This window comes from Kitasatospora sp. HUAS MG31 (genome assembly GCF_040571325.1).
In the GTDB taxonomy this organism is placed as follows: domain Bacteria; phylum Actinomycetota; class Actinomycetes; order Streptomycetales; family Streptomycetaceae; genus Kitasatospora; species Kitasatospora camelliae.
This window is the reverse complement of the sequence record NZ_CP159872.1, coordinates 6,080,305-6,091,866: the sequence shown is the minus strand read 5'-3', so window position 1 is coordinate 6,091,866 and position 11,562 is coordinate 6,080,305. Positions and strand designations below refer to the sequence as shown.

The window sequence follows — 11,562 nt, the reverse complement described above, 5'->3', positions numbered from 1 at the left end:
GTTGAGGTCGAGGCCGCCGACGGTGACGGGATCGATCGGGAGCCTAGGGTCGCCTTCAACAAAACGTCAATGTAGGAAACTACGAGTCAGGACCTCAGCAGCTCGGCCGCCAGCCGCTCCCCCGCGACCTCCGCCAGCTCCGCCGCCTTGGTCATGCTGTCTCCAGGCTGCTCGGCCAGGTCGGTGAGCGCGAGGGCGGCGGCGAACCCCGCGGCCCGCCACTCGCGCTCCGACAGTTCGAGCCGTCCTGCCACAGCGGCCACCCGAACCCCCGCCCGGGTGGCCGCCGCGGCGACGCCGGCGGGGGCCTTGCCGTGGAGCGTCTGCGCGTCCAGGCAACCCTCACCGGTGACGACGAGGCGCGCCCCACGCACAGCCTCGTCGAAGCCCAGCAGTTCGAGCAGCAACTCGATACCGGGCCGCATGGTGGCGCCGAGCAGGGCCAGGGCGGCGAAGCCGACCCCTCCTGCCGCCCCGGCGCCGGGGGCGTCGCGGAAGTCCCGGCCGACGGCGGCGCGGACGGTGTCCGCCCACCGGGTCAGGCCTTCCTCCAGGACCGCCAGGTCGTCGCCGTCCGCACCCTTCTGCGGGCCGTACACGGCGGTGGCGCCGCGCGGCCCGAGCAGGGGGTTGTCGACGTCGCAGGCGACCACGACCTCCACCCCGGCCAGTGCGCCGGCCAGCGGGCCGAGGTCGATCCGGGACAGCTTGCGCAGCGCGGCGCCGCCGGGGGCGAGCTCCGCGCCCTCCGCGTCGTACAGGCCCACCCCGAGCGCCTGGACCATGCCGGCGCCGCCGTCGGTGCAGGCGCTGCCGCCCAGGCCCAGGACCACCCGCTTCACGCCGAGCGCCACCGCCTTGCCGATCAGCTGGCCGACCCCGAAGGAGCCGGCCGCCAGCGGCGCGGTACGGCCGCCGGGGAGCCGGGCGAGTCCGGAGGACTGGGCCAGCTCGACCACGGCGGTGTCGTCCCTGACGGCGATCGCCGCGTCCACCGGGAGGCCGGTCGGGCCGGCCACCTTCACCGGGACGCGCCGGAAGCCGGCCGCCAGGGCGGCGGCCAGGGTGCCCTCGCCGCCGTCGGCGACGGGGAGTTCGCGGACCTCGACGCCGGGCGCGGTACGGCGGATGCCGTCGGCGATCCGGGCGGCGACCTGCGCGCCCTCCAGGGTGCCCTTGAACTTGTCGGGGGCGACGACCACGTGGCCCTTCGCGGGGGTGGCGGGCATGGCGGTGGCCTTTCCAGTGCGGTGGATCCGGGGGGCGCCTGTCGGTGCCGGTCGGGTACCGGGTACCCGGATGAGGGGTGGTGCGACCCCCTCCCCGCCGTTCCTCTCGTCCCGCTTCCGACGTACGAGAGGCTCCCCTCGGCGAGGAGGGGGCCGGGCAGCGCGCGGGCACGACCGAAGTGCCCCCGGGAGGGTGGCGCGCCGCCGGCTTTGGAACGGTCGGCAGGAGGCGTGTGAGCCCCAACCCGCCCGCCGACCGGTTCTGGCCTCCTGGTGACGCGGGCACGACCGGACAGGTACACGCCACCAGGAGGAGCTTGTGGGAGGAGCCGGGGGCGGTGGGTGTCAGGGCCCCGCCCCCGGCCCTGGACTACGCGACCTCGCGGCCGGAGAGCCGCTCGACGCCGCGCAGCAGGGCGGAGTGGTCGAGCGAGCCGTCGCCGTTGGCGCGGGCGGAGGCCACCAGCTGGGCCACCACGGCACCCACCGGGAGGGCGGCGCCCACGGCGCGGGCCGCGTCGGTGACGATGCCCATGTCCTTGTGGTGGAGGTCGATGCGGAAGCCGGGAGCGAACTCGCGGTTCAGCATGTTGGCCTTCTTGCGGTTGAGCACGGTGGAGCCGGCCAGGCCGCCGCCGAGCACGTCCAGCGCGGCCTGCAGGTCGACGCCGGCGTTCTCCAGGAAGACCACGGCCTCGGCCAGGACCTGGATGTTGACGGCCACGATCAGCTGGTTGGCGGCCTTGACGGTCTGGCCGGCGCCGGCCGGGCCGACGTGGATGACCGTGGTGCCCAGGGCGTCGAACAGCGGCTTCGCCTCGGCGAAGTCCTCGGCCGCGCCGCCGACCATGATCGACAGGACGGCCTCGACCGCGCCGGCCTCGCCGCCGGAGACCGGGGCGTCCAGGGTGCGCACGCCCCGCTCCTTGGCCGCGGCCTCGACCTTGATGGAGGTCTGCGGGGTGATCGAGGACATGTCGATCACGAGGGTGCCCGGCTGGGCGTTCTCCAGCACGCCGCCCTCGCCGAGGATGACCTGCTCGACGTGCGGGTCGGCCGGGACCATGGTGATGACGACCTCGGCGTCCTTCACCGCGTCGGCGATGCTGGTGGCACCGTGGCCGCCGGCGGCGACCAGGGCGTCGATCTGCGGCTGGGTCAGGTTGTACCCGGTGACGTGGTGGCCGGCCTTGACCAGGTTGGCGGCCATCGGGCTGCCCATGATGCCGAGGCCGATGAAGGCGATCTTGCGGCTCATCGCGTCGCGTTCCTTACGTTCGGTGGTGGAGAGGGGGGTGGCTTACTTCGCGGCGCGGAGCTCGCGCGGGAGCCACGCGAAGCTGTCGGCGCTGACACCGGTGGAGGGCTTGTACTCCAGGCCGATCCGGCCGGTGTAGCCGGCGGCGGTGAGGCGGGCGAGGAGGCCCTCGACGTCGAGTTCGCCGGTGCCGGGCTCGTTGCGGGCCGGGGTGTCGGCGATCTGGACGTGGCCGATCCGGTCGGCGTACGCGTCGATCACCGCCGCCGGGTCCTCGCCGTTCCTGGCCAGGTGGTAGAGGTCGCAGAGGAACCTGGCGTTGCCGAGCCCGGTGGCCGCGTTGACCTTGTCCACGACCTCGATCGCCGCCTCGGCGGTGACCAGCGCGTAGTCCGGGGACTCGACCTTGTTGAGGGTCTCGATCAGCAGGATCGCGCCGACCTCGTGGGCGGCCCGGGCGGCGAGCACCAGGTTCTCCAGGGCGAGTCCGTCCTGGACGGCCGGGTCCACGCCCGCCACGCGGTTGCCGTAGAGCGCGTTGAGCGCCTTGGTGCCGAAGGACTCGGCCAGGGCGGCGGTCACCGGGACGTTCTCCCGGAAGCGCTCGCTCTCGGCGGGCACCGAGACCGTACCGCGGGCGCCCTTGGTGAGGTCGTCGAGGAAGTTCAGGCCGGTGAGCCGGACGCCGGCGTCGTCGAAGGCCTTGCGGAGCTCGTCCTGCTCGGCCTGCGACGGGGCGTGGTCCGCACCGAAGGGCCACCAGAGTTCGGCGGCGGTGAAGCCAGCGGCGGCCGCGGCGGCCGGGCGCTCCAGGAGCGGGAGCTCGGTGAACAGGATGGACAGGTTGATCGTGAAGCTGTGCTGGGCAGCGGCAGTCACGTCGGTCACCTCTCGCTTCTCTCTTCCTATCCGCAACTTCCACGATACGGAAGAGGGATTCTGCTTGGTGGAAGCATTGCCGGGGACTCGAAGGGGTGTCAAGGCCGCCGCAACAATTTGTTGAAGCCGCCGAAGCCCGCCCGTCACGCCCCCGGTCGACTGTTTGATCGACCAGCGCCCTCGCTACAGTGAGCAGGTGCGATTGATGGTGGAGTTCACGACAGAACCGTTCGAGCTGGACAGCTTCCCGGACCACGCCAAGGCCGCCCGACGCGTCGTGGACGAGGCCGGGCTCGCCGTGTCGGTGGGCCCCTTCGGCACCAGCGCCGAGGGCGAGGCCGAGCAGGCCCTGGCCGCCGTCACCCGCCTGCTGCGGGAGACCCTGGACGCGGGCGCGACCCGGATCTCGGTCCAGGTCAGCGTGCTCGACGAGGACAACCGCACCCCGGAAGGAGTGGGTACGCCGTGAGCAATGCCCTGGAACACCCGCTCACCGCGGCGATAAAGCCGCTGCTCGACGCGGTCGGCGCGACCCCGGTCGAGCCCGGTGACGCCCGGCCCGACGACGTCGTCCTGGAGTGGGACGGCGCACCGGCCGTGGCCGTCCGGCTGCCGCACCTGAGCAGCGCGCTGGACCGCCTGCTGGCGGAGATGACCCGCCAGTTCGACGGGCGCCCGCTCGCCGAGCTGGACCGCGCCGAGAAGCAGCGGGTGGTCGCCCTGCTGGAGGAGCGCGGCGCCTTCACCGTCCGCCACGGGGTGGAAACCGTCGCGTCGGCCCTCGGTGTCAGCCGGTTCACGGTGTACAACTACCTGAACCGCCAGGAGAAGACCTGAGGGCCTTCCCCTCGCCGGGTTTCGCCCAGTCTGTCCCACCGGTCACACCGGGCACACTTGGCGAATCGCACACGACACGCCGCGACAACGGGCTCCGTCTCGAAACGTAACCACCAACCGTTCAACAAAGTGTTGACGGCCTGGGGTGGCGGATCTAGCTTGTGCGGGTGGCACCACTCTTCAGGAGGTCCACCCGTGACCAAGCAACCCGACGCTCTCGACGCTCTGGCGGCGGCCCCCGCCGCCGAGCTGCGGGAGACCCTGCTGGAGATCTGCTCCAGCCCCAGCTGGGCCGCCGCCGTGGCTGGGACCCGGCCCTGGTCCGACCGTGACGCACTGCTCGCCGCCAACGCGGCGGCGATGACCGCGCTCACCGTCCGGGACCTCGAGGACGCGATGGCCGGCCACGCCCGGATCGGCAAACCCAAGACGGGCGACGCCACCTCCGAGCGCGAGCAGTCCGGCATCAAGGGGGTGGACCCCATGCTCCTCGACGAACTGCACGAGGCCAACGCCGCCTACGAGGCGAAGTTCGGCCACGTGTTCCTGATCTGCGCGACCGGCCGCACCGCCGAGACCATGCTCGCCTCGCTCCGCGAGCGCTACCGCAACGACGCCGCCACCGAGGCGGAGATCGTCCGCGGGGAGCTGCGCAAGATCAACGACATCCGCATCAACCGGCTGCTCGACGAGTCCTGAGGACTCTGACGGCCGGTCAGTCACCGCCATCAGTAAGGTCATCCAACCCATGACTGGCATCTCCACGCACGTGCTCGACACCAGCCTCGGCCGCCCGGCCCAGGGTGTCCCGGTCGAGCTGGCACTGCACACCGAGGGTGGCTGGAAGGTGCTCGGCACCTCCGCCACGGACTCCGACGGCCGGGCCAAGGACCTGCCGGCCGTGGAGGCGGGCTCGGTCGTCCGGCTGCTCTTCGACACCACCGCGTACTACGCGGCCCGGGCCGAGGAGACGCCGTTCTTCCCCGAGGTCTCGATCGTCTTCACGGTCGCACCCGCGCAGCACCACTACCACGTGCCGCTGCTGCTCAACCCGTTCGGATACTCGGTCTACCGCGGAAGCTAGTAGACCGACCTGGAAGCTTAGGAGCCGTGTCATGGCCCATGTGCTCGGTCAGAACCAGTACGGCAAGGCGGAGAACCGGATCGTCCGGGTCTACCGCGACTCCACCCGCCACGAGATCAAGGACCTGAACGTCTCGGTCTCGCTCCAGGGCGAGTTCGAGGACGTCCACCTCACCGGCTCGAACGCCAACTGCCTGCCCACCGACACGACGAAGAACACCGTCTACGCCTTCGCCAAGGAGTACGGCATCGAGTCGGCCGAGGCCTTCGGCATCACGCTGGCCCGCCACTTCGTCGACAACACCGAGCGGGGGGTGGTGCACAGCGCCCGCATCCGGATCGAGGAGTACGCCTGGGACCGGATCAAGACCCCCGACAACTCGGCCCGTTTCATCGGCTCGGAGGAGGTCGGCCACTCCTTCGTCCGCAACGGCCAGGAGACCCGCACCAGCGAGATCGTCTACGACGGCGAGTCGGTGCAGGTGATCTCCGGCCTCAAGGACCTGATCGTCATGAACTCCACCAACTCGGAGTTCTGGGGCTACATCAAGGACCGGTACACCACCCTCCAGGAGGCGTACGACCGGATCCTCGCCACCCAGGTGACCGCCCGTTGGAAGTACGGCTTCGACGGGAAGGACGACGAGGCCCAGCCGAACTGGAACCGCTCCTACAACCACGTACGGCGCCACCTGCTGGAGGCCTTCGCGGAGACCTACTCCTACTCGCTGCAGCAGACCCTGCACGCGATGGGCACCCGGGTGCTGAACAACCGCGCCGAGGTGGACGAGGTCCGCCTGGAACTCCCGAACAAGCACCACTTCCTCGTCGACCTGGAGCCCTTCGGCCTCAAGAACGAGAACGAGGTCTACTACGCCGCGGACCGCATGTACGGCCTGATCGAGGGCACCGTGCACCGCGAGGGCGTCGTCCCGGTCATCCCGGTCGTCTGAGTCCGGACCCATGACCGCCGCCCGGGACCGCACCGCCAGCCGGCACCACCGTGCCGGGCGGACCCGACCGGCCTGCACCACCGCTTTCTCCACCCCCACCCACCGGAGATCGTGTCCGCCTCGCGGCGGCCGGCCCGGGGAGCCGGAGATCGCCCCCGAGGGACCCTTGCACCGCCGTCCCGCCCTCGGGATGTCTCCGGCGCCGCGGGCGCGCCGGGAGCCACGGGCACCAGAGGGGCTCGACATGGCTATCCGCACCACCCGTACCACCGACGGCGGTTCCACCCCTGACGGGCCTTCGCGGTCGGACGGTGTGTCACCGGGCCTGCCCGGCTCGACGGCACCGTCCGACCGCGAGGTCCACCCCGTCGACGAACTGCCGCCCCCGGTGAAGCTGTTCACCACCGGGCTGCAGCACGTCGCGGCGATGTACGCGGGCGTCGTGGCGCCCCCGCTCATCGTGGGCGCCGGCGTGGGCCTCGCCCCCGCCGACCTCGCCCTGCTGATCTCGGCCAGCCTGTTCACCGCGGGCCTGGCCACCCTGCTCCAGACCCTCGGCGTCTGGCGGATCGGCGCCCGGCTCCCGTTCGTCAACGGGGTCTCCTTCGCCGGCGTCGCCCCCATGCTCGCCATCGCCGAGGAGCACGGCCCGAAGGACGCCCTGCCGGTGGTCTTCGGCGCCGTGATCGTCGCGGGGATCCTGTGCCTCCTCGCGGCACCGTACTTCTGCAAGCTCATCCGGTACTTCCCCCCGGTCGTCCAGGGCACCGTGATCACCCTCATCGGGGTGTCCCTGCTCCCGGTGGCGGTCAACTGGGCCCGCGGCGGCTCGCCCTCCGCGCCCGGCTACGGCTCCGTGCGGGCCATCGGACTCGCCGCGGTCACCCTCACCGCGGTCGTGCTCTGCAACAAGCTGCTCCGGGGCTTCTGGCAGCAGCTGTCCCTGCTCATCGGTCTGGCGATCGGCACCGCGCTCGCCTTCCCGCTGCGCCTCGCCGACTTCGGCGCGGTCGGGGACGCGAAGGTCTTCGCCCTCCCCTCGCCGTTCCACTTCGGAGCGCCGGTCTTCGACGCGGCCGCGATCGCCTCGCTCTGCATCGTCATGGTCGTCTCGATGACCGAGTCCACCGCGGACATGCTGGCGCTCGGGCAGATCGTCGACCGGGAGGCCGACGAGCGGACCCTCGCCGCCGGACTGCGCGCGGACGGCCTGGCCACCGCGGTCAGCCCGGTCTTCAACGGCTTCGCGGCCAGCGCCTTCGCCCAGAACATCGGCCTGGTGGCGCTGACCGGGATCCGCAGCCGGTTCACCGTGGCCGCCGGCGGCGCGATCCTCGTCCTGCTCGGCCTGTTCCCGGTCCTCGGGTCGCTGGTCTCCCTGGTACCTCCGCCGGTCCTCGGCGGCGCCGGGATCGTGCTCTTCGGCACGGTCGCGGCCAGCGGCATACGCACGCTCGCCGAGGCCGGGATGGAGCCCGGCGCCCACACCATCCTGGTGTCGGTATCCCTCGGCGTCGGCATCATCCCGATCGCCGCCCCCACGTTCTACGACGCCTTTCCCGAGGCCGTCCGGACCCTGATGCACTCCGGCATCTCGGCCGGCTGCGTGGCGGCCGTCCTGCTCAACCTGCTGTTCCACCACGTGGGAGCCGCACGGAAGTCCACCGGGTCCGGCGACCCGGCGGTGTCACCGGCCTCCCCGTCCTGATCAGCCGGGGGCGTGCACCGCACACCGCACACCCCCAGCCCCTCCCCCATAGGAGTCACACCATGGCAGTCCAGCCCCCGCCCGCCGACCAGCGGATCGTCATCGAGAACGTCGCCATCGCCACGGTCGACGCCAACGACACCGAGTACGCCCGCGGTCACGTCGTCATCCTCGGAAACAAGATCGAATCGGTCGGCGACGGCCCCGCACCCCAGTGGCTGGACAACGTGGTACGCCGGATCAACGGCGAGGGCCACCTGATCACCCCGGGCCTGGTCAACACCCACCACCACTTCTACCAGTGGATCACCCGCGGCCTCGCCCAGGACAGCATCCTCTTCGACTGGCTGGTCGCCCTGTACCCGACCTGGGCCCGGATCGACGACAAGCTGGTGCACGCGGCCTCGCAGGGCTCCGCCGCCGCGCTGCTCAAGTCGGGCTGTACCACCGCCTCCGACCACCACTACGTCTTCCCGCAGGGCGGCGGCGACATCCTCGGCGCCTCCATCGAGGCCGTCCAGGAGCTCGGCCTGCGCTTCACCGCGCTCCGCGGCTCCATGGACCGCAGCAAGAAGGACGGCGGCCTGCCGCCGGACCACGCGGTGGAGAAGACCGAGGACATCCTGATCGCCTCCGAGGCAGCCGTCGACAAGTGGCACGACTCCTCCTTCGGATCGATGCTGCAGGTCGCCATCGCCCCCTGCTCCCCCTTCTCGGTCAGCACCGACCTGCTCAAGCAGTCCGCCGAGCTGGCCCGCCGCAAGGGCGTGCGCCTGCACACCCACGGCTCGGAGACCGCCGAGGAGGAGGAGTTCTGCAAGCAGCTCTTCGGCATGGGCCCGACCGACTACTTCGAGTCCACCGGCTGGCTCGGCGAGGACGTCTGGATGGCGCACTGCGTCCACATGAACGACTCCGACATCGCCAAGTTCGCCGAGACCGGCACCGGCGTCGCGCACTGCCCGTCCTCCAACGCCCGCCTCGCGGCCGGCATCGCCCGCGTCCCCGACATGATCAAGGCCGGTGTGCCGGTCGGCCTCGGCGTGGACGGCACCGCCTCCAACGAGTCCGGCGAACTCGGCACCGAGCTGCGCAACGCCCTGCTGATCAACCGCCTGCACGGCTACCCGACCGCGCTCACCGGCCGGCAGGCCCTGCGGCTCGGCACCATGGGCGGCGCCCGGGTGCTCGGCCGGCAGAACGAGATCGGCTCCGTCGAGGTCGGCAAGCTCGCCGACCTCGCGCTCTGGAAGATCGACGGCATCATGCACTCCTCGATCGCCGACCCCGTCGCCGCCCTCACCCTCGGCGCCCTGCCGCCGCTGGCCACCCTCTTCGTCAACGGCAACGCCGTGGTCGAGAACAACACCCTGACCACCGTCAACGAGGACCAGATCGCGCTCGCCTGCAAGCGCGCCGCCCAGGAGCTCGCCTCCCGCGGCTGATCCCGCCCAGACTCCGGTCGCCGTACCCGGGACGGTACGGCGACCGGACCCGCCGGCCAGGCCGAAGCGGGACGCAGCCCCGGACTCACGGCGAGAGCCCGGGGCTGCGGGCGTTCCCCGGACCGCGGAGCGGTTGGCCGCGTTCCGCGGGTTCCGCGGGTTCCGCGGGTTCCGCGGGTTCCCTGGGTGACGGTACGCCTGCGCCGGGTGTCCGAACGCCTCCTACGTTGTCTTGTACGCGTCCTGGGGCTAGCCTGCTCGGGTCGCCCGCCAGTGCGGGCCCCGCCGACGGGACGCCGAGTCCCGTCCACCCGTCGGCGGTCCACCAGCACGTACGGACGGGAGCGGGGGAACCAGGTAGGACGCCTGCCGCCTCCCGCGCATGCGAGGGCAGCGGGCTCGGGGTGAAGCCGCACCGCGGCCGGGCCACCTCTCGGCCCGAACCCGACAGCTCACCTCGCAGGCGTCGCGGAGGAACCGCCCATGCCCCTTTCTGCCACCCGATTCCGGGTGGGCGCGATCGCGGCGGCCGCCGCGGCCGGCCTGCTCGCCCTCCCCTTCCTCGCCGACGGCGAGGCCGAGGCGTCCACCCCGCGGGTCGTCCAGGACCGGCTGACCCCCACCACCGCCGGCGCCGGCACCACCGTCGCGGCCGAACTCACCGTCCACTCCTCGAAGTGCTTCACCGCCAAGACCGTGGGCGTCGCCGTCCGCGACGCGGCCGGCCGGAAGCTGGACTTCCCCTCCCCGGCCACGGACGTCCGGATCTGTCCCGACGGCATCTCGGTCACCACCGGTGCCCGGACCCTCCCGGCCGGCACCTACACCGAGTACGGCTTCTGGCGGGACGACGCGGGACGCACCCACAAGCTCCCCGCCCAGACCCTGACCGTCACCGCCGCCACCGCTCCCCTCCCGGTGCCCTCCCCCAGCGCGAGCGGCACCCCGTCCCCGTCCGCCACCGCCAGTCCCACCGCCAGCCCCACCGCCGGCCCCAGCTCGACGCCGAGCGGCTCCGCCGGCGCGTCCGCGACGCCGACCCCGACCCCGTCCGGCACGCCGACCACGGCCCCGACCACCACCGCTCCGACCACCACCCCCGCCGGGATGCGGCCGCTGCCGGACCCGCTGTACGGCGTCACCGTGGACGACGTCTCCCGGGTCGGCGACATCGTCACCTCCTCGAAGAGCCTGTCCAGGATGCCGACCACCCGGATCGTCTTCGACGAGAACGTCCCGCCCTCCGAGTACGCCTCGGCGATCAAGCAGATCCAGCCGGTCAGCTACCTCATGGGCGAGATCCTGGACTCCTACTACGTCAAGGACTACTCGCCGCAGGCGTACCACGACCGGGTCGCCGACTACCTCAACGCGTTCGGTGACCAGGTCGACATCTGGGAGGTCGGCAACGAGGTCAACGGCAACTGGCTGGGGAGCTACGCCGACGTCTCCACCAAGATCAGCGACGCGTACCAGCAGGTGGAGGCGGCCGGCAAGCGGTCCGAGCTGACGCTGTACTACGACGTGGGCTGCGGCAACGGCAGCTCGGAGCTGGACCCGCTGACGTTCAGCAAGCAGTACGTGCCGGCGGAGATGCGGGCCGGTCTGGACTACGTGACGCTCAGCTACTACGAGGGCGACTGCGGCAACATCCGTCCCACCGCGGCCACTTGGACCTCGTACTTCCAGCAGCTCCACGAGCTCTACCCGAACGCCAAGCTCGGCTTCGGCGAGATCGGCCTGGCCGACCCGGTCACCAGCAGCACCCAGGCGAAGGCCGAATCGATGCTGGCGTACTACTACGGCCTGAAGATCGACCTCCCGTACTACGCGGGCGGCGTCTTCTGGTGGAACTACGCCGAGGACATGCTCCCCACCACCAAGCCCCTCTGGCAGAAGCTCGACACCGCCTTCACCACCATGCCCACCCCCTGACGCCGGGCGGCCTGCCCCGGGCCCCGTCAGGGGCGCGGGGCAGGCCGGTTGCACAAGCCCCGTCAGGGGCGCGTGGGGGCACCTCCCAGCAGCCAGGCTGGGGGAGAACTGCGCGCTGCGGAAGGAGCGTTCGCCGCACTCGCCCCCATCACGGGTCAGCTGCACGACCACGGCCCTACGCAAGCGGCCTCCCGCCTCCGCGCACGTCCCCGCGCCCCCATGGGGGTTACCCGGT

The 11,562-nt window shown here is 71.8% G+C and carries 10 protein-coding genes, 1 pseudogene and 1 riboswitch; of the genes and pseudogenes, 8 read left to right on the top strand and 3 right to left on the bottom strand.

Annotation, left to right across the window (positions count from 1 at the left end):
- Positions 1–86: 86 nt before the first annotated feature.
- The 3 genes and pseudogenes from ABWK59_RS27180 to ABWK59_RS27170 form a co-directional block, all read right to left on the bottom strand.
- Positions 87–1,229 carry a glycerate kinase gene (locus ABWK59_RS27180; protein ID WP_354643266.1) on the bottom strand — a complete coding sequence of 381 codons (1,143 nt, stop codon included), beginning with the start codon at positions 1,227–1,229 and terminating at the stop codon, positions 87–89.
- A 370-nt stretch (positions 1,230–1,599) separates the two neighbouring features.
- Positions 1,600–2,490, bottom strand: a pseudogene (locus tag ABWK59_RS27175) (2-hydroxy-3-oxopropionate reductase); the annotation flags it as partial.
- Positions 2,491–2,529: 39 nt separating this feature from the next.
- Positions 2,530–3,375, bottom strand: coding sequence for a TIM barrel protein (locus tag ABWK59_RS27170; protein WP_354643264.1), 846 nt, complete (start codon positions 3,373–3,375; stop codon positions 2,530–2,532).
- 187 nt (positions 3,376–3,562) lie between these two features.
- Between ABWK59_RS27170 and ABWK59_RS27165 the strand changes: the two genes are divergently transcribed.
- From ABWK59_RS27165 to ABWK59_RS27130, 8 genes are all read left to right on the top strand, one after another.
- On the top strand, positions 3,563–3,835 hold the full coding sequence (locus ABWK59_RS27165; protein WP_354643263.1) for a thiamine-binding protein: 273 nt from the start codon (positions 3,563–3,565) through the stop codon (positions 3,833–3,835).
- A complete protein-coding gene (locus ABWK59_RS27160) occupies positions 3,832–4,203 on the top strand; it encodes a helix-turn-helix domain-containing protein (protein ID WP_354643262.1) in 372 nt (123 codons plus the stop codon). The genes ABWK59_RS27165 and ABWK59_RS27160 overlap by 4 nt, the downstream gene beginning before the upstream one ends.
- Before the next feature lie 195 nt (positions 4,204–4,398).
- Positions 4,399–4,902, top strand: coding sequence for a 2-oxo-4-hydroxy-4-carboxy-5-ureidoimidazoline decarboxylase (gene uraD, locus ABWK59_RS27155; RefSeq protein ID WP_354643261.1), 504 nt, complete (start codon positions 4,399–4,401; stop codon positions 4,900–4,902).
- Positions 4,903–4,951: 49 nt separating this feature from the next.
- The gene (gene uraH / locus ABWK59_RS27150; RefSeq protein ID WP_354643260.1) at positions 4,952–5,287 is read left to right on the top strand and encodes a hydroxyisourate hydrolase; all 336 of its coding nucleotides are present in this window, start codon (positions 4,952–4,954) and stop codon (positions 5,285–5,287) included.
- A 31-nt stretch (positions 5,288–5,318) separates the two neighbouring features.
- Positions 5,319–6,239, top strand: coding sequence for a factor-independent urate hydroxylase (gene pucL, locus ABWK59_RS27145; protein WP_354643259.1), 921 nt, complete (start codon positions 5,319–5,321; stop codon positions 6,237–6,239).
- A gap of 244 nt (positions 6,240–6,483) precedes the next feature.
- On the top strand, positions 6,484–7,947 hold the full coding sequence (locus ABWK59_RS27140; protein ID WP_354643258.1) for a nucleobase:cation symporter-2 family protein: 1,464 nt from the start codon (positions 6,484–6,486) through the stop codon (positions 7,945–7,947).
- Between the two features lie 62 nt (positions 7,948–8,009).
- Positions 8,010–9,392: an 8-oxoguanine deaminase gene (locus ABWK59_RS27135; RefSeq protein ID WP_354643257.1), complete on the top strand. Its 1,383-nt coding sequence runs from the start codon at positions 8,010–8,012 to the stop codon at positions 9,390–9,392.
- 357 nt (positions 9,393–9,749) lie between these two features.
- Positions 9,750–9,873: riboswitch (cyclic di-AMP (ydaO/yuaA leader) on the top strand.
- Between the two features lie 2 nt (positions 9,874–9,875).
- Positions 9,876–11,327, top strand: a complete 1,452-nt coding sequence (locus tag ABWK59_RS27130; RefSeq protein ID WP_354643256.1) for a hypothetical protein — start codon at positions 9,876–9,878, stop codon at positions 11,325–11,327.
- The last annotated feature ends 235 nt before the right edge of the window (positions 11,328–11,562 follow it).

Bases quoted from the DNA above. Each gene is read 5' to 3' on its own strand.
- ABWK59_RS27180 (WP_354643266.1), bottom strand. From the start codon at position 1,229: ATGCCCGCCACCCCCGCGAAGGGCCACGTGGTCGTCGCCCCCGACAAG.
- pucL (WP_354643259.1), top strand. From the start codon at position 5,319: ATGGCCCATGTGCTCGGTCAGAACCAGTACGGCAAGGCGGAGAACCGG.
- ABWK59_RS27135 (WP_354643257.1), top strand. From the start codon at position 8,010: ATGGCAGTCCAGCCCCCGCCCGCCGACCAGCGGATCGTCATCGAGAAC.
- uraH (WP_354643260.1), top strand. From the start codon at position 4,952: ATGACTGGCATCTCCACGCACGTGCTCGACACCAGCCTCGGCCGCCCG.
- ABWK59_RS27130 (WP_354643256.1), top strand. From the start codon at position 9,876: ATGCCCCTTTCTGCCACCCGATTCCGGGTGGGCGCGATCGCGGCGGCC.
- ABWK59_RS27140 (WP_354643258.1), top strand. From the start codon at position 6,484: ATGGCTATCCGCACCACCCGTACCACCGACGGCGGTTCCACCCCTGAC.